The sequence below is a fragment of the Caulobacter sp. ALps2 genome (genome assembly GCF_058681635.1).
In genome coordinates, this window is the sequence record NZ_CM178743.1 from 2,587,159 (window position 1) to 2,609,294 (window position 22,136).

Sequence of the window (22,136 nt, forward strand, 5' to 3'; positions counted from 1 at the left end):
AGGCGGACCCCCTTACAACAGACATCAACAGCGCCGCCCAGAACTGATTTGGGGGCGACGCATCTGGAAAAGGAGTTTGTCATGAAGACCTTCACCAAGACTGCGATCGCCGTGGCCATCACTGGCGCGATGATTGTCCCCGCCTCGAGCGCCTTCGCCGCCAGCAAGACCGAGCGCGCCATTCTGGGCGCGGTGATCGGCGGCGTGGCCGGCGCGGCCCTCGGCGACGGCAAGACCGAAGCGGTCGCCATCGGCGCGGTCGCCGGCGCGGCCCTGGGCGCCACGACGGCCAAGAAGAAGGACTATCGCTACGGCTACCGTACGGCTCCGCGCTACGACAACCGCTACTACAACCAGCGTGGGTATCAGAACCAACGTGGCTACCAGAACAGCCGCTACGCCTATGACCGTTACGGCAACCGCTACGACGCCCGCGATTACGGCTATCGCCGCTAACCCCGACTATCGCCGCTAGAGTTCCGATCCCTCCCCTAGCGTGCTGACTGCGCCGTCCGGCGAAACCGGGCGGCGCTTTTTCGCGCCGCCCGTCTCCTCTCGGAAAATTTGGGCGGCGCTTTTTCGTGCCCACGCACCTAATCGCTGTTCGGTTGACCTAGGCCGCTTTCGCGCGGGCGAAATCTGCTATAGCCCCCATCTAGAGGACGGACGGTCTTTAACCCCTGGCGTTTGCGGCTAGGCTAGAAACCGTACCTCCGGGCTTAGGGAGCGCACGCGGACGAGATGGCTGCATCCGGCATCGCCGTTCGAGGACCACGCAGCCTGCTGCGGCAGATTCGCGAGGCCATGGCTGGCGGCGGTCCCGCCCAGGCCAAGCTGGACATGGTGGTGCGCACCATCGCCATCTCGATGGTGGCGGAAGTCTGCTCGATCTATTTGCGCCGCGCCTCGGGCGATCTCGAACTGTTCGCCACCGAGGGTTTGGCCCGCGAGGCCGTCCACGTCACCCGCCTGAAGCCGGGCGAGGGTCTGGTCGGCGAGACCATGCGCCTGGGCCGGCCGCTGAACCTGTCGGACGCCGCCAGTCATCCGCAGTTCTCGTACCGTCCGGAAACCGGCGAAGATCCCTACCACGCCTTCCTGGCCGTGCCGCTGCTGCGCGGCGGCCGCGCCATCGGCGTGCTGGTCGTCCAGAACCGCACCGAGCGGGTCTATGACGAGGAAGAGGTCGAGGATCTCCAGATCATCGCCATGGTGCTGGCCGAGATGGTCAGTTCCAGCGAGCTGTTGGGCGCCGACGAGCTCAAGGACGTCGAGCTGGCGCCGCACAAGCCCGAGCGGCTGAAGGGCTCGCGCTTCGCCGAGGGCCTGGCCTATGGCGTGGCCGTGTTGCACGAGCAGCCGGTGGTCCCCGAGACCCTGCTGTCCGACGACGCCTTGGCCGAGGAGGCGCGGCTCTCCTACGCGATCGAAGCGCTGCAGACCCAGATCGACCAGATGCTGGAAGGCCAGCACGGCCTGGTCGGCGCCTCGTACGAAGTGCTCGAGACCTACCGCCTGTTCGCTCACGATCGGGGCTGGAACCGTTCGCTGAACGAGGCCGTGCGCTCGGGCCTCACGGCCGAGGCGGCCGTCGAGCGCGTCCGCTCCGAGCACCGGGCCCGGCTGGGCCAGGCGCGTGATCCTTATCTGCGCGAGCGGCTGCACGACCTGGAAGACCTGAACGACCGGCTGTTGCGCCACCTGTCGGGCGACGTGCACCACGTGCGCCAACTGCCCGACGACGCCATCCTGATCGCCCGGAACCTGGGGCCGGCCGACCTGCTGGAATATGACCGCACCAAGCTGAAGGGCATCCTGCTGGAGGAAGGCAGCGCCGCCAGTCACGCCGGCATCGTCGCCCGGGCTCTGGACATCCCCTGTGTCGGCCGCCTGGCCGGCCTGCGCGACCGGGTCAATGAAGGCGACCCGGTGGTGGTCGACGCCGAGACCCAGGAAGCCTGGCTGCGTCCGCGCTCGGACGTGGTGAAGGCGCTCAAGGCCCGGATGGAGGTCCGCGCCCAGCGCAAGGCCGAATTCGCCCGCCTGCGCGACACCCCGCCGATCACCAAGGACGGCGCCAAGATCACGCTGCTGATGAACGCCGGCCTGGCCGTCGACCTCGACATCCTGGCCGAGACCGGGGCGGAGGGCATCGGCCTGTTCCGCACCGAGTTCCAGTTCATGGTCGCCGAGGAGTTGCCGCGCCTGGAGGCTCAGACGGCGCTCTACGAAAAGGTGCTGGAAGCCGCCAACGGCATGCCGGTGACCTTCCGCACGCTGGACCTGGGCGGCGACAAGCTGCTGCCGTACATGGAGCTGGAGCGCGAGGACAATCCGGCCCTGGGCTGGCGCGCCGTGCGCATGGGTCTGGATCGTCCGGCCCTGCTGCGCATGCAGATCCGCGCTCTGATCAAGGCCGCCGCCGGCCGGCCGCTGCGCGTGATGTTCCCGCTGGTGGCCAATGTCGACGAGTTCCGCGCCGCCCGGGCGTTCGTCGACCAGGAAGTGGCCTGGGCCCAGAAGCGCGGCCGTCCCGCGCCGGCCCGGCTGGACGTGGGGGCGATGATCGAGGCCCCATCGCTGCTGTGGCATCTCGACGCACTGCTGCCGATGACCGACTTCGTTTCGGTCGGCACCAACGACCTGATGCAGTACATGTTCGCCGCCGACCGGGGCAATCCGAAGGTCTCGGATCGTTACGACCCGCTGTCGCCGGCGGCGCTGCGCGCGCTGAAGACCATCCAGCAGGCCTGCGCCGACACCGGCACGCCCGTCTCCGTGTGCGGCGAGATGGCTGGCCGTCCGCTAGAGGCCTTCGCGCTGGTGGCCCTTGGATTCGAAGGACTTTCCATGCCGCCGGCCGGCATCGGCCCGGTCAAGCAGATGGTGCTGTCGCTGGATCGCGAGGCCGCGCGGCGCAATGTCGAGGCCCTGCTGAAGGGGACCAGCGGATCGTTGCGCGGCGAAATCGAAACCTTGGCCCGCAAGCTGTACGTCGCGGTCTAGGGGCGTTTCGAGGAAAAGCTGCGCCGTTAACTAAGCGTCACCGTTTAGTCCATTGAATCCGGCTACTTAGTTTGTTATCCCAAACACTTGTTAAGACCTCCGTGCAATACGGGGTGGGGGAGTGCGTCGCGCTTCGCGCGTGGCGCGATTTTGGGGGCGTATAGTCAAGTTATGCCGCTGGATACGGGCAACGTGAGACGTTTGCATCTCGTCTCCGACGCCGACACGGATGATACGCCGGTCGCCGTCTATCATCCGTCGATCGACTCCCCTGGAGTGGAGGGGGGCGCCGACATCGGCATGGCCCTGAAGTCGGCGCGCGAGTTCCGCGGCCTGACCACCCAGGACGTGGCCGACGCCACGCGCATCCGTCAGAGCTATATCGAGGCGATCGAGGACCTGCGGTTCGAGGACCTGCCCTCGCGCCCGTTCACCATCGGCTATGTCCGCGCCTATGCCGGCCTGCTGGGCCTGGACGCCGAGGCCGCTGTCGCCCGCTTCAAGACCGATGCGCCCGACGACGGCGCCGAGCTGCGCGCCCCGGTTGGCGTGCGCCGCGAGCGCGACCCGCGCCTGGCCCTGATCTTCGCCGGCGGCCTGCTGGTGGTGGGCGCCATCCTGCTGTGGAACGTCGCCCAGCGCGCCATCGCCAAGGACGAGCCGCCGCCCCAGGTGGCCCCGGCCGCTTCCTCGGTTCCGGTCCAGGCCCACGCCAGCAACAACCAGGTCGCTCTGGGCGCGCCGCTGCCGGCCCCCGTCGAGTCGACGACGCCCGAGCCTTACAAGACCCCCGGTCTCGATGACGCCGCCGCCAATGGCGGATCGGTCGACGCCGCCAAGGCCGCCGCCAAGGCGCGCGCCGAGGCCGACGCCAAGGCCGGGGTGGTGGACAAGGCCAACCAATTCGTGGTCGGCGCGCAGTTCAAGCCCAAGGGCCAGATCCTGGGCGCGACGCCCCAGGAGGCCTCGGGCGTGCTGATCCAGGCCCGCAAGGCCGGCGCTCTGACCGTTCGCCGCGCCGACGGCACCATCCACATGACCCGCTGGCTGTCGACCGGCGACGCCTATCGCGCGCCCGCCACGCCCGGCCTGATCCTGGACGTGGTCGAGCCGTCCCTGTTCGAGGTCTATTACCAGGGCCGCCTGACGGGGCATCTGACCTCGAACCAGACGGCGGTGGCCAAGCTGATCCCGCCGGCGCCGGTGGCGGCGGCTCCGGTGGCGGTGAAGCCTCAATAATCCCTTCTCCCCCCGCGGGAGAAGGTGGACGCGAAGCGGACGGATGAGGGGTTGAAAGCCCTGTCCGGACGCGATCGCGAGACCCCTCATCCGTCGCCTGACGGCGACACCGTCTCCCGCAAGGGGAGAAGGATGGGTGAGAGCCCTTCAGTTCCGCCCCAACACCCTCTAAATTACCACCATGGCCGCAGACCACACGCACGTCCGTCCCTGGCGCATGATCACGCGCCGGCAATCGCGCAAGATCCGCGTCGGCAATGTCGAGGTGGGCGGCGACGCGCCGATCACCGTCCAGTCGATGACCAACACCCTGACCAGCGACGCGGCCGCGACGCTGGAGCAGATCCGTCAGCTGGAAGAGGCCGGGGCCGACATCGTCCGGGTCAGCTGCCCCGACGTCGAGAGCACGGCCGCGTTCAAGACCATCGCCCGCGAGGCCAAGGTCCCGCTCGTGGCCGACATCCACTTCCACTACAAGCGCGGCATCGAGGCGGCCCAGGCGGGCGCGGCCTGCCTGCGGATCAATCCGGGCAATATCGGCAGCCCCGACCGCGTGCGTGACGTGATCCAGGCCGCCCGCGACCACGGATGCTCGATGCGCATCGGCGTCAACGCCGGCTCGCTGGAGCGCGAACTGCTGGAGAAGTACGGCGAGCCGTGTCCCGACGCCATGGTCGAGAGCGCCCTGAACCACGCCCGCATCCTGCAGGACCACGACTTCCACGAGTTCAAGATCTCGGTGAAGGCGTCCGATCCGTTCATGACCGTGGCGGCCTATTACCAGCTGGCCGAGGCCATCGACTGTCCGTTGCACCTGGGCGTGACCGAGGCCGGGGCGCTGCGCACCGGCACGGTGAAGTCGTCGATCGGCATCGGCTCGATGCTGTGGGCCGGCATCGGCGACACCATCCGGGTCTCGCTGGCCGCCGATCCCGTCGAGGAGATCAAGGTCGGCTTCGACATCCTGAAGTCGCTGGGCCTGCGCCACCGCGGCGTCAACATCATCGCCTGCCCGTCGTGCGCGCGGCAGGGCTATGACGTCATCAAGACCGTGGAAGCGCTCGAGGCGCGGCTGGCCCATATCTCGCAGCCGATGTCGCTGTCGATCATCGGCTGCGTGGTCAACGGCCCGGGCGAGGCGCTGATGACCGATATCGGCTTCACCGGCGGCGGCGCCGGGGCGGGCATGGTCTACATGGCCGGCAAGCCCGACCACAAACAGTCCAACGACGGCATGATCGACCACATCGTCGAGCTGGTCGAGAAGAAGGCCGCCGAGATCCGCGCGGCCGAGGACGCCAAGGCCCTGGCGGCGGAGTAGGCCCTAGGCCCCGTCCGCCATCACCCGCACCAGGTCGACCAGCTGTCGGCGTACCCGGCTGGCGCCGATGCGGGGGAAAAGCGTGGCCAGTTGCAGGCCTTCGGACGTGTGCAGGAAGGTCCGCACCGTGCGGTCGGCCTCGTGTCCCGCGCTTCCGGGCCCCGCGGCCTCGGCCGGATCAGGTAGGCCGTCAAAGAAGAAGCCGATGTCGGTCTTCAGCAGCGTCGCGATCTGGTAGAGCTTGGACGCGCTGATCCGGTTCTCGCCGCGCTCGTATTTCTGCACCTGTTGGAAGGTCAGGCCCAGGTCGTCGGCCAGCTGATCCTGGGCGACGCCCAGCACCTTGCGCCGCATCCGCACCTGAGCGCCGACATGCAGGTCGATCGGGTTGGGGCGGCGTCCTTCAGTCTCCCTGGCGGTGTCTTTGGGCATTTTGGTTTCTCCGTACACGCCGGAGAGAACCAAAATGCCGCGGTGCAACTGGGGCGGTTCTGTAACGGCAGTGTATCAAGCCGCGCGGGAGTCAGGCTTTCGGTAGCAGGGCCGCTACACGGGCCTCGCCGGTGAGCGCCTCACGACGACCGGGGCCTCCGCCGGGCGGGGGACCTGGAGGCGGGCCGTCGCCGAAGCCGCCGGGCGGCGGTCCCCTGAAGCCCTCGGCCCGTGGCCGGGCGTCGCGGTCCACGACCACGTCGAAATCGACCCGGAAACGCTCCGCGCCCTCGGCCACGGCGGCGAAGGTCGCCTCGCCGCCCTGCTTGGCGATGAAGTCGTTGCTGTTGAGCGTGTCGCGCGTGCGCCCACGCTTGTAGTCGGCGGCCTGGACATAGAGGAACTCGTTCAGCGCGTCGGGCAGGAAGACCTGCGAGGTCAGCAAGGTCCGCTGGCCCAGCCAGACCTTGTAGTGGATGTGGGTGGTGCGGCCCTCGTACCAGCCCGGATAGACGGTGCGGAACGTCGCCGCGCCGCCCTCGTCGACGGGCTGCGCGCCGCGCAGGAACCGCGCCGCCTTCAGGGCCGCCTCGGGCTCGCGGCCGGGCGCGTCGCCGAACCCGGAATAGCGGCCCTGCGCGTCACAGTGCCAGACATCGACCCGCGCGCCGGGCAGGGGTGCTCCAAGTTCGTCGAACACATGGAAGCGCAGCTCGACCGCCACCCCCGGCAGGCCCTCGGCGATGTCGATCCGCGTCGGCGCGCCGGCCAGGTAGTAGGGGCCCTCGGTGACCGCGGGCGTCAGCTGGGGGCCGGGATCGAGACGCGGCGCCGCCGTCGCGGTCGTTCCCGTACCGGCCACGAGGCCCAGCGCCAGCAGTCCGCGTCGATGAAGGTCGGCCATGGTCATTCCCGTCGTTGTCGTCCGCCAGGAGATGCCGCGCGGTCGTGGCGCCGCGAGGGCGGGGTTCGTTTCCGGCCGGTCGCGAACGGAAAGGGGGCGTGATCGAAAAGATCCGACGGCGGATAGCCGATGGGACGTCAATGGCCGCGTCTATGGCCAAGATAGGAACAATCAATTGTACCTATGGCGCGATGAGGAGGCTGATGCTCATCGGGGACGGCGCTGGGTTCCAAGCCAAAGCGGAGGAAACGACGATGGATGCGAAGGTCGAAGATAATGTCCAGGGCCAATGCCCCATGGGACGCGGTCGTGGCGGCAGAGGCAACCGGGACTGGTGGCCGGAAAATCTGCGTCTCGAGGGGCTGAACCAGCACTCGCCACGCTCCAATCCGATGGGTGAGGCGTTCGACTACGCCGAGGCCTTCAAGAGCCTGGATCTCGATGCGGTGATCGCCGACCTGCACGCGCTGCAGACCGACAGCCAGGACTGGTGGCCCGCCGACTTCGGACACTATGGCGGCCTGTTCATCCGCCTGGCCTGGCACAGCGCCGGCACCTATCGCACCAGCGATGGTCGCGGCGGCGCGGGCGGCGGGCAACAGCGTTTCGCGCCGCTGAACAGCTGGCCAGACAACGCCAACCTGGACAAGGCGCGCCGCCTGCTGTGGCCGATCAAGCAAAAGTACGGCGCCAAGCTGTCGTGGGCCGACCTGTATGTGCTGGTCGGCAACGTCGCGCTCGAGTCGATGGGCTTCAAGACGTTCGGCTTCGGCGGCGGCCGCGCCGACCAGTGGGAGCCCGAGGAGCTCTACTGGGGCCCCGAGGGTTCGTGGCTGGGCGACGAGCGCTACAGCGGCGAGCGCCAGTTGCATCCGGCGCTGGGCGCGGTGCAGATGGGCCTGATCTACGTCAATCCGGAAGGCCCGAACGGCAATCCCGACCCGCTGGCCTCGGCGCACGACATCCGCGCCACCTTCGCCCGCATGGCCATGAACGACGAGGAAACCGTCGCCCTGATCGCCGGCGGCCACACCTTCGGCAAGACCCATGGCGCGGGCGATCCCTCGTTCGTCGGTCCAGAGCCGGAAGGCGGCGAGATCGAGCACGGCGGCCTGGGCTGGCATAGCAAGCACGGTACCGGCCTGGGCGCCGACGCCATCACCTCGGGCCTGGAAGTCACCTGGTCCCAGACGCCGACCCGGTGGAGCAACCACTTCTTCGAGAACCTCTTCAAGTTCGAGTGGGAACTGACCAAGAGCCCCGGCGGCGCCCACCAGTGGGAAGCCAAGGACGCGCCGGCCGACATCCCGCACGCCTTCGACCCGTCCAAGACGCAGCGCCCGCGCATGCTGACCTCGGACCTGGCCCTGCGCTTCGACCCCGAATACGAGAAGATCTCGCGCCGGTTCCTGGAGAACCCGGACCAGTTCGCCGACGCCTTCGCCCGCGCCTGGTTCAAGCTGACCCACCGCGACATGGGGCCGATCGGCCGCTATCTGGGCCCGCTGGTCCCCAAGGAAGAGCTGATCTGGCAGGACCCGGTCCCGGCCGTGGACCACCCGCTGGTGGACGCCGGCGACGTCAAGGCGCTGAAGGACAAGATCCTGGCCTCGGGCCTGTCGGTTTCGGAGCTGGTCTCGGCGGCCTGGGCCTCGGCCTCGACCTACCGCCAGTCCGACAAGCGCGGCGGCGCCAACGGCGCGCGCGTTCGTCTGGCCCCGCAGAAGGATTGGGCGGTCAACGATCCGCCGGTGCTGGCCAAGGTGCTGTCGACGCTGGAAGGCGTCCAGGCGGACTTCAACGGCTCGGCCTCGGGCGGCAAGAAGGTCTCGCTGGCCGACCTGATCGTGCTGGCCGGCTCGGCCGCGGTCGAGAAGGCCGCCCGGGACGCCGGCAGCGCCATCGAGGTCCCGTTCTCGCCGGGCCGCACCGACGCCACGGCCGAGCAGACCGACGCGGAGTCGTTCGAGCCGCTGGAGCCGATCTCGGACGGCTTCCGCAACTATCGCAAGGAGGGGACTCAGTTCATGGCCCCCGAAGAGGCCCTCGTCGACCGCGCCCAGCTCCTGGGCCTGTCGGCGCCGGAGCTGACCGTGCTGGTCGGCGGCCTGCGGGTGCTGGGCGCCAACAGCGGCGGCTCCAAGGCTGGCGTGTTCACCGACCGTCCGGGCGTGCTGACGACCGACTTCTTCGTCAACCTGCTCGGCATGGGCACGACCTGGAGCCCGACGGCGGTCAACGCCTTCGCCGGTCACGACCGCAAGAGCAGCGAGGCCCGCTGGACCGCCAGCCGCGTCGACCTGATCTTCGGCTCCCACGCCGAACTGCGGGCCTTCGCCGAGGTCTATGGCTGCGCGGACTCGCAGGACAAGTTCGTGAAGGACTTCGTGGCGGCCTGGACCAAGGTCATGAACGCCGGTCGTCTCGACCTGAACTAGCCCTCGGCCCCGGCCGAAGGACGAGGGCGGCTGCCGTGAGGCGGCCGCCCTTTTTCAATCAAGGCCTCACAGCGTGCCAGCCTCGGATCATGAAGGCCTGGAAGAACGGGATCGGCTGGCGGAAGCCGGCGGCCCGCCACAAGGTTTCCGTCTCCGCTGGGGGCACAACCCCCAGCACGTCCCGCATCATGCCGCCCAACTTGGCCAGCGACTCCGGCGTCGCGCCCATCAGGGTCTGGATCCGCTTCCAGTCTTCCAGCATTTCAGAGAACTCTGGGGCGTCCAGGTCGCCGCTGATTTCCGCGCTGACGAAGCGGCCTCCGGGTTTCAGGCGGTCATGGATGGCGGCGTAGAAAGCGCCTCGGTCTTCGCTCTTGATGAAGTGCGCGACCAGCAGGCTGACCACGGCGTCGAAGCCCTCGGCGGGGGCGTCCTGGACATAGCCCTGGATAAGCTCGCAACGCCGCAGCACCCCGGCCTGTTCGAGCCGGTGTCGTCCCACGGCCAGCATCTCCTCGGACGGATCGACGCCGACGAATGACCAGCCCGGATACGCCTTGGCCAGGGACAGGATCTCGGCGCCGGTCCCGACCCCGACACATAGCACCCGCGCCTCGGCGGGCAGGTCGGCCAGAACCAGCCGCATCAGGAAATGCAGATTGTCGGAGATCGGGGCCAGGGCGCTGTTCCGACGGTCGTAGGCGTCGGCCATGTCCTGATTGAAGAAGTTGGTCGGGGCGGAGGGCGTGGGCTGGCTCATTGTTATAATATAACGGCAAATTCGGTGCGCGCTACCTATGGCCGTTTGATGCCTCCTCAGCCCGCGATCAACGCCGCCCGCTCTTCACTCGTCAGTGGCCGCCAGCGCCCCTCGGGCATCTCGCCCAGGGTCAGCGGACCGATCCGCACTCGGAACAGGTCCACGACTTTCAGCTCGACCAGCTCGCACATGCGGCGGATCTGGCGGTTGCGGCCTTCGCGCAGGACGATGCGCAGGCGCTGGTCGGAGATGACCTCGACGTCGGCGGGGCGGAGCTCTCTCCCGTCCAGCTCCAGGCCGAAGCGCAGGAGTTCGAGCTTCTCTTCGGTCAGCTCGCCCATCACGGCGACGCGGTATTCCTTCTCGAGGTCCGACCGCGGGCCGATCACGGCCTTGGCCACCACGCCGTCCTGGGACAGCAGCAGCAGGCCGCGCGAGTCCTTGTCCAGGCGGCCGATCGGCGGCAGCAGGTCGCCCGACTGCGGGATTGGCGCGGGCACGCCGCCCCAGATGTTCTGCCGGGTCAACAGACGCGCGGCCGGGACCTGGCCGGGGTCCGGCTGGGCCGACACCACGCCCACCGGCTTGTGGATCATGTAGGTGAAGGTCGATTCCAGCTGCGCCGTCGCGCGGTCGGCCAGGACCAGGGTCTGGCCCGGCAGGATCTTGCGGCCGACATCTTCCACGACCTCGCCGTCGATCGAGACCAGGCCGTGGGCGATCAGGGCTTCGGCCTCGCGGCGCGAGCAGACGCCGCTTTGGGCCAGCCACTTGTTGACCCGCTGGGGCTCGTCCTCGTCGTAGGTCCGGGTCCAGGTCATGGCTTAGCCGAAGCTTTCTTCCAGGCTGGCCAGACGCTCGGCCTGGTCCTCGGCGATCAGCGGGTTGATCACGTCATCCAGGCTGTCGCCCTCGATGATCCGGGCCAGGTTGTAGAGGGTCAGGTTGATCCGGTGGTCGGTCACCCGGCCCTGCGGGAAGTTGTAGGTGCGGATGCGTTCGGAGCGGTCGCCGCTGCCGACCTGGCTCTTGCGGGCCTCGGAGCGGGCGCTGTCCAGGGCCTCGCGCTGCATGTCGTACAGGCGCGCCTTCAGGTTCTTCATGGCCCGGGCGCGGTTCTGGTGCTGCGACTTTTCCGACGAGGTCACGACCACGCCGGTCGGCAAGTGGGTGATGCGCACGGCGGAATCGGTCTTGTTGACGTGCTGGCCGCCGGCGCCCGACGAGCGGTAGGTGTCGATCCGCAGGTCGCTTTCCTTGATGTCGATCTCGACGTCCTCGGCCTCGGGCAGCACCGCGACCGTGGCGGCCGAGGTGTGGATGCGGCCCTGGGCTTCGGTGGCCGGCACGCGCTGCACGCGGTGCACGCCGCTCTCGAACTTCAGCCGGCCGAACACGCCGTCGCCGGTGATCGAGGCGACGATTTCCTTGTAGCCGCCCATTTCGCCTTCCGAGATGCTGTCGATCTCGACGCGCCAGCCCCGCAGGGTGGCGTAGCGCTGGTACATGCGGAACAGGTCGCCGGCGAACAGGGCCGCCTCGTCGCCGCCCGTGCCAGCCCGGACTTCGAGAATGGCGGACGCGTTCTCGTCCTTGTCCTTGGGGGCCAGCATCAAGGCGAGGTCGTGTTCGAGGGCCGGCAGCTTCTCGTCCAGGGCCTGGATCTCGTCCTTGACCATCTCGGCCATCTCGGGATCGGCGGCCATGACGTCCAGCTCGGCGCGCTCGGCGCTCAGCTTGGCCAGGCGCTCGACGGCCTCGGCGACCGGGCGCAGCTCGGCGTGCTCCTTGGAGAGCTTGACGATCTCGGTCCCGTCGGTGGCCGCGCCCATGCGCGCCTCCACTTCGCGGAAGCGGTCGAGAACCTGGTCGAGGCGGGCCTGGGGCAGTCGCAAGGGTGTGGTCGCAAAGCTGGGGGAACGGGTCGGTCTCTCTAGAACCTTTCCGGTTCGAAGGGAATGGATGCGGACGAAACCCGTTTCGGAGAGCGTTAGGCTTCGCCATTAGCCACGGCCTGGCCATTCCCGCCGCCTGGATCCCGAACGCGACTGCTGACAGGAATTGTCATCAGTCCTTATTGAAAACGCTCATAAGCGTGTCTAACTCGCTAGGCAGCTCGGCCGGAGGGGCCGGAGCTAGCGAGGAAATTCCCATGTCCGTTTCCATCCAGCACGTCGCCGTGACCACGTCCGCGCGCGGCCTCAAGACGCTGTCGGCCCTGCTCGACAAGGCCAAGGCGCATGCCGAGGCCTCGGGCGCGAACCCGGACGCCTATGTCACCGCCCGCCTGTTCGAGGACATGCTGCCGCTGAGCGGCCAGATCCAGCGCGCCTCCGACAGCGCCAAGGGCGCCATCGCCCGTCTGGCCGCCGTCGACGCCCCGTCGATGGCCGACGACGAGACGACCTTCGCCCAGCTGCAAGAGCGCGTCGCCAAGACCCTGGCCTTCATCGAAAGCGTCCCGGCCTCGGCCTTCGAGGGGGCGGCCGAGCGCGAGATCACGGTGCCGGCCGGCCCGTCGATCACCCTGGGCTTCTCCGGCCTCGACTACCTGTTGGAGTTCGTGATCCCGAACTTCCAGTTCCACGTCGTCACCGCCTACGACATCCTGCGCAACCAGGGCGTCCCGCTGGGCAAGCGCGACTTCCTGGGCATCGGCCCGGAACGGGTGAAGGCGGTGGCGGCCTAGGGCTTCAGAACGCCGGCTTGACCTCGATCGAGGTCAGCTGGCGCGGCGCTCGCGATGGACGCAGGTCGCCATCGACGACAAGGCGATAGGGGCCTTCGCGGTCGTCCAGCTTGTGGCCGCCCACGGTGTCGGCGACCACGACCGGATTGGCGCGATAGACCGGGTCGGTCTCGGCCAGGGACAGCACGCTGAAGAAGCCGTCGGCGGCGCGGGCGATGACCACCTGGTTCAGGAACCGGCCCATCAATCGCTCGCCGTGCACCACGCCCGCCTGGGCTAGCACGGCGTCCAGGCGCACGCCCTCATAGACGACGTCGGCGCCCTTGACCTTGATCGTCGCCTTGGCGCGGGGCAGGGCGGCGAGGTCTTTGGGCGTCAGCACCACGCTGTCGCGACCGGCGACGGTGACCTTCAGATCCTGCGCCGCCGCGCTGGTGGCGAGCAGGGCGGCGGCGGCGAGGGCGAGCAGCGGGCGCATGGTGTAATCCTCGGGTAAGATCGCTACCCTAATAAGCGCTTGGCGCCCCTCCGTCTCGCCGCGGATACGCGCCGTGACGGAGGGGGCGCGACGGCCTCACCCCCGCGACCGCGGCATCGGCGGGGCCGGCACGCTGGCCAGCGCCTCCAGGCTCACCGGCCTCGCCTTGTGATCCACGATCAGCGGATACAGCGACGCCACCAGCAGCACCGCCATCGTCACATTGAACGTCCGCAGCACCGCCGGCCGGTCCAGGAACGGCCGCAGCCCCTGCCCAAACCCCGCCCAGGCGGCGCTGCACGGCGCGCCGATCATCATGAAGGTCCCGGCCAGCAGCGGCACGATCGTCCAGCCCGAGCCTTCCGGCGCATAGGTCGTCACCGCGCCCAGCGCCATGGCCCAGGCCTTGGGATTGACCCATTGGAATGCCGCCGCCTGCAGGAATGTCATGGGCTTGGCCAGCGACTTGTCACTGACCGCGCTGGAGGTCCCGATCTTCCAGGCCAGCCACAGCATATAGGCCGCCCCGACCCAGCGCAGGATCTCGTGCAGCACCGGATAGCTCCGGAACACGCCGCCCAGGCCAAGGCCCATCGCCAGCACCATGAAGCCCAGTCCCGCGCTGATCCCCAGGATGTGCAGCACCGTCCCGCGGAAGCCGAAATTCGCGCCCGACGCCAGCAGCAGCATGTTGTTGGGGCCCGGCGTACCGGCCGTGGCGAAACAGAACAGAACGTAAGCGAGCAGCAATTCGGGAGTCATCACGACCTCCAAGGATCAGGAATGTCATCGTGATGATTTCCATTGTATCGTGAGTCAAATTGCATATTGTAATGATGACAATAAAGGAGGCGACCCTTGGTCTCGGCCTGGACGCCAAGCATCCCCGACGGCGGCGGCCCGCTCTATGAGCGGCTGGTGGGGGTGCTGCGCGCCGATATCGCCTCGGGCCAGTTGGCCGCCGGGATGCGCCTGCCGCCGCAGCGCGACCTGGCCTACCGCCTGGGCGTGGGCCTGGGCACCGTGACGCGGGCCTATGTCGAGGCCGAGAAGGCCGGGCTGGTCAGCGCCCATGTTGGCCGCGGCAGCTTCGTCAACGCCCCGACCGAACATCGCCCCTATGAGCGCGCCGGTCCGATCAACCTGGCGCAGAACATCGCCACGGCCGCGCCGGCCGCCTCGCGCCTGACCGAAGCCCTGGCGCGCATGCGCAAGCGGCCCGATCTGCTGGAGCACCTGGCCTACGCCCCGCCGGCCGGCCACGAGGTCCAGCGCCGGGCCGGGGCGGCCTGGCTGGCGCGGACCAGCAGCTACGAGACCATCGACTGGCGGCGGCTGATCTGCTGCGCCGGCGCCCAGCAGGGCCTGGCCCTGGCGATCGGCTCGGTCGCGCGGGCCGGCGACACGGTGCTGTGCGAGGCCTCGACCTATAACGGCGTCAAGGCGCTCGCGGCCCACAACGGCCTGCGGCTCAAGGGCGTGGCCATGGACGGCGAGGGACTGGACCCCGACGCCCTGGAGGCGGCGATCAAGGCGACCGGCGCGCGGGTGCTGTCGACCATTCCGACCCTGCAGAACCCGACCGGACGGATCATGAGCGCCGCGCGTCGCCATGCTATCGCCGCCCTGGCCCGCAAGTACGACCTGACCATCGTCGAGGACGACATCTACGGCATCTACGCCCCCGAGGCGCCGCCGCCGTTCGCCCTGCTGGCCCCCGAGCGGACCTTCCACGTCTCGGGCGTGTCGAAGATCCTGGGGCCGGGCCTGCGCGCCGGCTTTCTCGTGGCGCCCAGCGACGAGGCCTTCGACCGGGTGCTGGATGCGGTGCGGGCCCTGACCTACGCCCCGCCCGGCTTCGGCGGCCTGGTGGCGACCCAGTGGATCGAGGACGGCTCGGCCGACGCCATCGCCGTCGAGGTCCGCAAGGAGGCCGTCGCGCGGCTGAACATGGCCCGCGAGATCCTGGGCGGCGCGATCGAGACCCCGCATTCGGACAAGGCCCCGCACGTCTGGCTGCCGATGGGCGAACTGGCCGCCGAACGCATGGCCGGCCGCGCCTTGCGCGGCGGCGTCGAGGTCACCCCGCCGGACGCCCCGGTGGTCGAGCCGGGCCTGGAGAGCGGCGTGCGCCTGTGCCTAGGCGCGGCGGTCGACCGACCGTCCCTGCGGCGCGCCCTGGAGATCGTGGCGAGTTCACTGTCGAGCGAAGTGGCGGAGCGCTCGCGGGCGGTGATCTAGCTACAACCCTTACCGTCATCCCGCGCTTTATGCGCGGGACCCATTTGTCCGCCGCGGGTGCGATGCGGACCTTCGCTCTCTCTTGCAAGCTGAACCATGGGTCCCGCGCATAAAGCGCGGGATGACGGGGTTGGTTGTGGAGGGTTGGTTGTGGTGGTTCAGCAGCTCACCACAGCAACGTCTTCACCCACACAGCTCCGTCCGGCGCGGTGGCGACGTTCTTGATCACCACTTGGCTGTCCTTGGCGATCCAGAAGGTCGTGGGCTTCATCTCCGGGCGGTTGTAGTCGGTGGTCACCACCCAGCAGTCGATCTTGCCGCCGGCCGAGCTGGTCAGGACTTCGCTGCCCGTCACCTTGAACACGTACGGCGCCGGCGGGCCGCCGCCCGGATGGTGGAAGACGATCTGGGCCTCGTAGCCGGCCGCCAGCGGCAGGGCCTGGAGGAACTCCATGTCGGTCTCGAAATTGAAGGTCGGCTGGGCTGAGGCGACGTCATAGGCGGCCTGGCTGTTGCCCTCCAGGTCCTTCAGGCCGACGATCCGGTCGGACTTGAAGTCGAAGCCCTCGATCTTGGTCTGGCCGTCCTTGGTGGTGCGGCGCTCGTGGGTGAACGGGCGGAAGGTGTTCAGCTCGAACCAGCTGTCCAGTGTCTTGACCGCGCCCGCCGTCGCCCCGTCCCAGTGCTGGACGATGTGCAGGCGCTTCACCCCGGCCTTGTCGGGCTCGATGCGGATCTCGCGGGTCCAGACGTCCAGCGGCTGGATCGTCTCGCCGACCTGCTTGTAGCGCAGGTAGCGGTGGGTGGCGGGCTTGAGCTTGTCGAACCGCGCCAGGGGCTCGCCGACCGGCACGGGCGTGACGGCGGCTTGGGCCGAGGCGGCGAGGGACAGGGCGAGCGCGACGCCGGCGACCGCGCGAAGGATGAGCGACATGGTGGGCCCCTGGAGATTGGATGGGGCATGTGAGGGGCGGCGGGGAGGCGGCGCTACTTAAGCTTCGGTAATCTCCCAAACCCGGTGAAGGATTCTACAGCGCCTTTTCCATGATCACGAAGTGCAGGTCGTCGCGCTGGGGCACGCCGAAGCGTTCGTCGCCATAGGGAAAGGGTTCGGTGTCGCCGGTCAGGCGGTAGCCGCGGCGTTCGTACCAGGCGATCAGCGTGTCGCGCACCGAGATGACGGTCATGGTCATGCGCTTGCCGCCACGGTCCTTGGCGTAGGCCTCGGCGGCCTCCAGCATCGTGCGGCCGATGCCGCCGGCCTGGCGCGGGGGCGAGACGGTGACCATGCCGACGTACCAGGCGTCGTCCTCGCCAGGCTGGAGCCAGACGCAGGCATGGGGCTTGTCGCCCTCGGCGTCGCGCAGGGTCAGCAGGGTCGAACCGGGACTGTCGGCGAGGTCGGCGCGCAGGCTGTCCTCGTCGGTGCGCTGGCCGCCCAGCAGATAGCTCTCGCTGGTCCAGCCCTGTTCGGCCAGCTCGCCGCGATAGGCCGAGTTCACCAGTACGGCCAGGTCGGCCAGTTCGTGGTCTTGGTACGGCGAAAGCAGCGGCATGGACGGTCCCCGACGGCGAAGGTCGGAAGCTAGGAACGCGGCGGCGGCGCAACAACCCGATTCCGGGGGTCAAGCCGAACAATGTTCAGCGCCCTCGCACCTTCTTCCACGCGCCGCCGGTCACCCGGCGGACCATGCCCGCTTCGCGCTTGATCATCTCCCACGGATGGAAGGCCAGGCCCACCGTGTCGGCCATGGCCGCGCCGCGCGCGCCCATCGGGCGTTCGGGACCGGTGGTGGAGTCGACGGCGGTCTGGTGCTCGATCTCGGCGTTCAGCTCGGCCCCGACCAGGATGGCCATGATCGAGAACCACACCCAGACCATGAAGGCGATCACCGCGCCCAGCGGGCCGTAGGTGGCGTCGTAATGAGCGATGCGGTTGACATAGACCGAGAACACCAGCGAGCCGGCCAGCCATCCGGTCGCGGCGCCGGCCGCGCCGATCCACACCCACCGCCATCGCGCCTGAGACCGGCTGGGGGCGAAGCGGTAGAGCACGGCGAAGGCCAGGGCCGTCATGGCCAGCACGATCAGCCAGCGGATCGGCCCCCAGATCGCGTCCAGGGCCGACAGGCGCGCGGCTTCCAGCAGCACCGGCGTGACAATCAGCACGCCCGAGGCGACAGCCGCATAAAGCAGGGCGCAGAAGGTGAAGAGGTAGCTGAGCAGGGTCCGCGGCACCAGATGGCGCTTTTCCTCCTCGTCATAGGCGATGTTCAGCCCGTCGAAGAGCGCCCGCATGCTGGCGTTGGCGCTCCAGATCGACAGCAGCAGGGAGAAACCGAAGGCCACGCCCAGCTTGGTCTGGCCCTGATTGGCCAGCCGCAGCATCTGCTCGCCCACGATCTGGACCACGCTGGGCGGGAACACGCCGCGCATCTCGCGCAGTTGCTCCTCGACTGTCCGCACGTCGGCGAACAGGCCGTATAACGACACGAAGGCGCCGATGGCCGGGAACAGGGCCAGCAGGGTGTAGAAGGTCACGCCCCCGGCCACGGCCGGCAGGCGGTCGACGCTGATCTCGCGCCAGGTGCGCCAGAGGATGTCGCGCCAGCCCAGAAGCGGAATGTGGCCGGGGTGGCGGGCGGCGCGGCCCCGGCGCGGCTCGGCCTGGTCGAAGTCGGCGGGCGGCATGGCGCGGTCCTCCGACAGGCCCGGCGGCGCATCGATATGTTCCTCCGCTGGCTTCTTGGGAAAGGCGAACGGCGCGACAGCCAGCAGCACGATCCAGGGCGTCAGATGGTACGGACGCGACTTCAGCCATTCGAGGATCGGACGCGGCGAAGCGTCAGCCATGAAACGCCCTCCAGGCCAGCAAAACCCGGTTGGCCGCGCTCTGTTCCCCTCAAGCCTTGCCATGGGCTGAGTCGTCCACAATGTTCCGGCCCATGGACGCTCGGATCGCCTCGATTTACCGCCATCCCGTGAAGGGCTTCACGCCCGAGCGGCTGACCGCCGCCACGCTGGAGGCGGGGGCGTGTTTTCCGTGCGACCGGCTCTACGCCGTCGAGGACGGGCCCAGCGGTTTCGACCCCGAGGCGCCGGGCCACGTCTCGAAGATGAAGTTCACGGTGCTGGCCAAGATCCCGGCCGTCGCCAAGGCCCGCACGGCCTATGACGAGGTCACTGGCGTGTTGCGCGCCACGGCCGACGGGCGTCCGGACTTCGCCGGCGACCTGCGCACCGAGGTAGGAAGGGCGGGCCTGGAAGGTTGGCTGGCCGATCTGCTGGACGGCGAGATCAAGGGGCCGCTGAAGGTGATCGAAGGACCGGGCGCGCACCGGTTCATGGACAGTCGCTCGGGCTATGTCTCGATCGTCAACCTGGCCAGCGTGCGGGATCTCGGGGACCGCCTGGGCATGCGCCTTGATCCGCTACGCTTCCGCGCCAACCTCTATGTCGAGGGCTGGCCGGCCTGGGCCGAGAACGACTGGACCGGCAAGACCCTGACCCTCGGCGGCGCGACCACCGAAGTCCTCAAACCCATCGTCCGCTGCGCCGCCACCCACGTGGATCCGACGACGGCCGAGCGGGATGTCGAGCTGGTGAAGGCGCTGTTCGACACCTACGGCCACATGTTCTGCGGAATCTATGTGAACGTGACGCAGGGCGGTGCGGTGGCCGAGGGGGATGGGGTGGCGCTAGCCTAGACGGCTTGAGGCGTCCATTTGCTGGTGGAGGATGCGAGCGACGAGTATGCCGCTGTCCGACACGGTGTAGAAAATGACGTGTGATCGGAAGATCTGTTTGCGACAGGTCTCCTCGATCCATTCCGTAGCGATCCCTCGATATGGATCGCGAGCAATGGCTTCGAACGCGGCAGTCAGGTCGCGAATGTATCGATCGGCGGTGCGTCGTCCCCATTGCTGGACGGCGTAGGTCCAGATTTCGCGCATGTCGAAACGCGCGAGCGAAGTTAGTTCGTATCGGGTCACGACTTCGCGTCGTATTCCGCATTCACCTCAGCGAGAAAGGTCTCGACATCAAACGGCTCTGGCTTCCCGCTTTCTAGGCCCTCCTTTACGGCAGCCTTGAGCATGGCGAGCTTTGTCTCGTGGTTTTCGAGTAACCGCAGACCCGCTCGAACAACCTCGCTTGCCGAGCCGTAACGCCCTTCCGAGATTTGGCCGTCGATGAAGGATTGAAAGTGCTCGCTGAGCACGATCGAGGTGTTCTTGCTCATCAGTCTCTCCAATGCGGGCAAAGTACCAAAATCTGGTACCGCTTTCAATCTCGCCTCCGCCAATCCAACACGCTAAACCCCGCCCATGACCCTGACCCTCGTCAAAGCCTGGACCGCCGCCAAGGATCGTCTGAAGGACGCCGGCATCGATCAGCCCTCCATCGACGCGCGCCTGATGCTGGAGGTGGCCGCCAACGTCTCCCGCACCGAGATCGTCACCGATCCATACCGGGAGCTGACGGCCGAGCAGGAGGCGACCCTCGAGGACTACCTGTCCCGCCGCGCGCGCCGCGAGCCGGTCAGCCACATCATCGGCCGCAAGGGCTTCTGGAAGATCCTGCTGCAGGTGAACAAGAACGTCCTCACCCCGCGTCCCGAGACCGAGGTCATCGTCGACGAGGTGCTGAAGGCCTTCCCCGAGCAGATGGGCTTTTCGATGCTGGACCTGGGCGTGGGCTCGGGCACCATCCTTCTGGCGGTGCTGGCCGAGCGGCCGGCGGCCAAGGGCCTGGGCGTCGATGCTTCCGCCGACGCCCTGGCCGTGGCCAAGGACAACGCCGCCAGCCTGGACCTCAACACCCGCGCGGCCTTCCTGCACGGCGACTGGACGGCCGGCCTGGGCGACGCGGGCTTCGACCTCGTGGTCTCCAACCCGCCCTACATCCCGACGGCCGTCATCGACACCCTGGAGCCGGAGGTTCGCGACCACGAACCGCGCCTGGCCCTGGACGGCGGGGCCGACGGCCTGGACGCCTATCGCCTGCTGGCGCCGGAGATCCTGCGGGTGCTGAAACCGGCCGGGATGTTCGCGGTCGAGATCGGCTTCGACCAGTCCAAGGACGTCGAGGCGCTGTTCCGTGAGGCCGGCGCCCAGCAGGTCAAGACGATCAAGGACCTGTCGACGCACGACCGCGTTGTCACGGGGGTGAAAAATCCCTTGGAAACCGGGGCGTGAACCGCTAGACGAGTCATGTCCCCTTCCAGATCGCCAGGTGACGGGAAAAGCAGACGTTCATGACGCCTAGGCGTTGAACGAATGTGAGGCTCCCCTGGCAGGCGCGCCCGGTTCGCCGGTCGCCGCGCCCGAAGACAGGGCGGGGGCTCTACGGAAACCAGTGTCTCTGAAACTCAACAGGGTTCGACCCGCTCAGAGACCAGCAAGGCCGGACGCGCCAGCGCAAGACTGACCTCCGGACAGGTTCAGAGAGACCATGAGAGATTTCAAAGGCATGAAGCGTCAGCGCGGCCGCAACAATCGCGGTGGCAGCGGCGGCAAGCCTCAACAGCACAACGCCAACCGCGCTTTCGATTCGAACGGGCCCGAAGGGGTCAAGGTTCGTGGCGCGGCTCAGAGCGTCTATGAAAAGTACCAGCAGCTGGCCCGCGACGCGACGTCGTCCGGCGACCGGGTGCTGGCCGAGAACTATCTGCAGCACGCCGAGCACTATTTCCGCGTCCTGCGCGCCATCCAGCCGAATCGTCCGGTCAGCGACATCGTCGGCAAGGACGTCTACGCGGCCTACGAGATCGACTTCGAGGCCGAGCCGCCCGAAGAGCCGGAAGTCGCCGAGACCCCCGCTCAGCCGGAAGGCCAGGGCGAAGGCGGCGAGGGCGGTGAAGGCGGCGAACAACGTCGTGACCGCTTCGAAAGCCGTGATCGTGACCGTAACCGCGATCGCGACCGCAACTTCGACAACAACCGCGACCGTGATCGCAGCCGCGACGATCGTCCGCGCGACAACAACCAGGGCGAAGGCCGCCGCGACCGTTGGCGCGACCGCGACGACCGCGACCGCAACCGTGACGACCGCCCCCGCGATGATCGTCCCCGGGATGATCGTCCCCGTGACGATCGCCCGCGCGACGACCGCCCCCGTGATGACCGTCCTCGCGAAGACCGCTTCCGCGACCGTGACGACCGTCCCCGGGATGACCGTCCGCGTGAAGATCGCCCGGCCGCCGCCGAGGGTGAAAACCAACCGCAGGCCACGGAAGCGCGTGATGGGGGCGAGGGCCGCGAAGGTCGTCGTCGCGGCCGTGACCGCGATCGCAACCGCGACCGTGACTGGCAGCCGCGCGGCGAGCGTGACCCGCTGGCCGTGATCGAACCGGAAGCCTCGCCGCTGCCGACCTCCGACGCCTCGGCCAGCGAAAGCTCGCCGGTGCTGCGCGGCCAGGACGGCGCCGTCAGTGAAGCGCCGGCCTTCCTGGGCCGCAAGTCGACCCGCGCCGCGCGGACCGTCGAGGCGCCCGTCGCCGAAGCGCCCGTGGAGGCTCCCGCCGCCGAAGGTGGCGAAGAGGTCAAGAAGCCCCGTCGTCGCCGCGCGCCGCGCAGCTTCGAGGCGGGCGAGGGCGCTCCGGCCGGTTCGGAATCCGAAGACGCCTGAT

Annotated in this window: 22 protein-coding genes and 2 pseudogenes; 11 read left to right on the plus strand and 13 right to left on the minus strand. The window is 68.4% G+C overall.

All coding sequences use genetic code 11. The features are described from left to right. Positions 1 to 81: 81 nt before the first annotated feature. The 4 genes from ACW173_RS12320 (at position 82) to ispG (ending at position 5,566) form a co-directional block, all read left to right on the plus strand. Positions 82 to 456, plus strand: a complete 375-nt coding sequence (locus tag ACW173_RS12320) for a YMGG-like glycine zipper-containing protein (RefSeq protein WP_492085737.1) — start codon at positions 82 to 84, stop codon at positions 454 to 456. A gap of 285 nt (positions 457 to 741) precedes the next feature. Further along, positions 742 to 3,006 (plus strand): phosphoenolpyruvate--protein phosphotransferase, encoded by a 2,265-nt coding sequence (gene ptsP / locus ACW173_RS12325; protein WP_492085739.1) that lies wholly within the window; start codon positions 742 to 744, stop codon positions 3,004 to 3,006. A gap of 171 nt (positions 3,007 to 3,177) precedes the next feature. Then, complete coding sequence (locus ACW173_RS12330; protein WP_492085741.1) at positions 3,178 to 4,245, plus strand: helix-turn-helix domain-containing protein; 1,068 nt, start codon at positions 3,178 to 3,180, stop codon at positions 4,243 to 4,245. Between the two features lie 181 nt (positions 4,246 to 4,426). Next, complete coding sequence (ispG, locus tag ACW173_RS12335) at positions 4,427 to 5,566, plus strand: flavodoxin-dependent (E)-4-hydroxy-3-methylbut-2-enyl-diphosphate synthase (RefSeq protein WP_492085743.1); 1,140 nt, start codon at positions 4,427 to 4,429, stop codon at positions 5,564 to 5,566. A gap of 3 nt (positions 5,567 to 5,569) precedes the next feature. On the opposite strand, the gene ACW173_RS12340 is transcribed toward ispG, so the two are convergent. Both ACW173_RS12340 and ACW173_RS12345 read right to left on the minus strand, forming a co-directional pair. Continuing rightward, entirely contained in the window at positions 5,570 to 5,998 is a 429-nt protein-coding gene (locus tag ACW173_RS12340; protein ID WP_492085744.1) for a helix-turn-helix domain-containing protein, read from the minus strand. Positions 5,999 to 6,089: 91 nt separating this feature from the next. Beyond that, entirely contained in the window at positions 6,090 to 6,902 is an 813-nt protein-coding gene (locus ACW173_RS12345; RefSeq protein WP_492085746.1) for a dioxygenase family protein, read from the minus strand. Positions 6,903 to 7,105: 203 nt separating this feature from the next. Here ACW173_RS12345 and katG point away from each other — a divergent pair, with 203 nt between their 5' ends. Further along, complete coding sequence (gene katG, locus ACW173_RS12350; protein WP_492085748.1) at positions 7,106 to 9,340, plus strand: catalase/peroxidase HPI; 2,235 nt, start codon at positions 7,106 to 7,108, stop codon at positions 9,338 to 9,340. A 58-nt stretch (positions 9,341 to 9,398) separates the two neighbouring features. On the opposite strand, the gene ACW173_RS12355 is transcribed toward katG, so the two are convergent. Genes ACW173_RS12355 through prfA form a run of 3 tightly spaced genes read right to left on the minus strand, consistent with a single transcriptional unit; the run spans position 9,399 to position 11,995 of the window. Then, complete coding sequence (locus ACW173_RS12355; protein ID WP_492085749.1) at positions 9,399 to 10,100, minus strand: class I SAM-dependent methyltransferase; 702 nt, start codon at positions 10,098 to 10,100, stop codon at positions 9,399 to 9,401. Between the two features lie 56 nt (positions 10,101 to 10,156). Then, a complete protein-coding gene (locus ACW173_RS12360; protein ID WP_492085751.1) occupies positions 10,157 to 10,921 on the minus strand; it encodes a pseudouridine synthase in 765 nt (254 codons plus the stop codon). A gap of 3 nt (positions 10,922 to 10,924) precedes the next feature. Further along, entirely contained in the window at positions 10,925 to 11,995 is a 1,071-nt protein-coding gene (gene prfA / locus ACW173_RS12365; RefSeq protein ID WP_492085753.1) for a peptide chain release factor 1, read from the minus strand. 257 nt (positions 11,996 to 12,252) lie between these two features. On the opposite strand from prfA, the gene ACW173_RS12370 reads away from it, so the two are divergent. After that, the gene (locus ACW173_RS12370) at positions 12,253 to 12,789 is read left to right on the plus strand and encodes a DUF1993 domain-containing protein (protein ID WP_492085755.1); all 537 of its coding nucleotides are present in this window, start codon (positions 12,253 to 12,255) and stop codon (positions 12,787 to 12,789) included. A gap of 4 nt (positions 12,790 to 12,793) precedes the next feature. Here ACW173_RS12370 and ACW173_RS12375 read toward each other — a convergent pair whose 3' ends face one another. Next, complete coding sequence (locus ACW173_RS12375) at positions 12,794 to 13,267, minus strand: molybdopterin-binding protein (protein ID WP_492085757.1); 474 nt, start codon at positions 13,265 to 13,267, stop codon at positions 12,794 to 12,796. A gap of 96 nt (positions 13,268 to 13,363) precedes the next feature. Continuing rightward, positions 13,364 to 14,029 carry a LysE family translocator gene (locus ACW173_RS12380; protein ID WP_492085759.1) on the minus strand — a complete coding sequence of 222 codons (666 nt, stop codon included), beginning with the start codon at positions 14,027 to 14,029 and terminating at the stop codon, positions 13,364 to 13,366. A gap of 96 nt (positions 14,030 to 14,125) precedes the next feature. Here ACW173_RS12380 and ACW173_RS12385 point away from each other — a divergent pair, with 96 nt between their 5' ends. Then, on the plus strand, positions 14,126 to 15,508 hold the full coding sequence (locus ACW173_RS12385) for an aminotransferase-like domain-containing protein (RefSeq protein ID WP_492085761.1): 1,383 nt from the start codon (positions 14,126 to 14,128) through the stop codon (positions 15,506 to 15,508). A gap of 14 nt (positions 15,509 to 15,522) precedes the next feature. Here ACW173_RS12385 and ACW173_RS12390 read toward each other — a convergent pair. The 4 genes and pseudogenes from ACW173_RS12390 to ACW173_RS12405 all read right to left on the minus strand — a co-directional run. After that, a pseudogene (locus tag ACW173_RS12390) lies at positions 15,523 to 15,606 on the minus strand (hypothetical protein); the annotation flags it as partial. A 68-nt stretch (positions 15,607 to 15,674) separates the two neighbouring features. Next, the gene (locus ACW173_RS12395; protein WP_492085763.1) at positions 15,675 to 16,442 is read right to left on the minus strand and encodes a DUF3108 domain-containing protein; all 768 of its coding nucleotides are present in this window, start codon (positions 16,440 to 16,442) and stop codon (positions 15,675 to 15,677) included. Positions 16,443 to 16,536: 94 nt separating this feature from the next. Then, entirely contained in the window at positions 16,537 to 17,064 is a 528-nt protein-coding gene (locus ACW173_RS12400) for a GNAT family N-acetyltransferase (RefSeq protein WP_492085765.1), read from the minus strand. 85 nt (positions 17,065 to 17,149) lie between these two features. Then, a complete protein-coding gene (locus ACW173_RS12405) occupies positions 17,150 to 18,361 on the minus strand; it encodes a YihY/virulence factor BrkB family protein (protein WP_492085767.1) in 1,212 nt (403 codons plus the stop codon). 92 nt (positions 18,362 to 18,453) lie between these two features. Between ACW173_RS12405 and ACW173_RS12410 the strand changes: the two genes are divergently transcribed. Further along, positions 18,454 to 19,215 (plus strand): MOSC domain-containing protein, encoded by a 762-nt coding sequence (locus ACW173_RS12410; protein WP_492085984.1) that lies wholly within the window; start codon positions 18,454 to 18,456, stop codon positions 19,213 to 19,215. Here ACW173_RS12410 and ACW173_RS12415 read toward each other — a convergent pair. After that, positions 19,207 to 19,500, minus strand: coding sequence for a type II toxin-antitoxin system RelE/ParE family toxin (locus tag ACW173_RS12415; RefSeq protein WP_492085769.1), 294 nt, complete (start codon positions 19,498 to 19,500; stop codon positions 19,207 to 19,209). The genes ACW173_RS12410 and ACW173_RS12415 overlap by 9 nt on opposite strands. After that, on the minus strand, positions 19,497 to 19,751 hold the full coding sequence (locus ACW173_RS12420; RefSeq protein WP_492085985.1) for a type II toxin-antitoxin system ParD family antitoxin: 255 nt from the start codon (positions 19,749 to 19,751) through the stop codon (positions 19,497 to 19,499). The genes ACW173_RS12415 and ACW173_RS12420 overlap by 4 nt, the downstream gene beginning before the upstream one ends. 82 nt (positions 19,752 to 19,833) lie before the next feature. Here ACW173_RS12420 and prmC point away from each other — a divergent pair, with 82 nt between their 5' ends. From prmC to ACW173_RS12435, 3 genes and pseudogenes are all read left to right on the plus strand, one after another. Continuing rightward, entirely contained in the window at positions 19,834 to 20,703 is an 870-nt protein-coding gene (gene prmC, locus ACW173_RS12425; RefSeq protein ID WP_492085771.1) for a peptide chain release factor N(5)-glutamine methyltransferase, read from the plus strand. Positions 20,704 to 20,776: 73 nt separating this feature from the next. Continuing rightward, a pseudogene (locus tag ACW173_RS12430) lies at positions 20,777 to 20,955 on the plus strand (hypothetical protein); the annotation flags it as partial. Positions 20,956 to 20,959: 4 nt separating this feature from the next. Further along, positions 20,960 to 22,135, plus strand: coding sequence for a DUF4167 domain-containing protein (locus tag ACW173_RS12435; protein ID WP_492085773.1), 1,176 nt, complete (start codon positions 20,960 to 20,962; stop codon positions 22,133 to 22,135). Position 22,136: the final 1 nt, after the last annotated feature.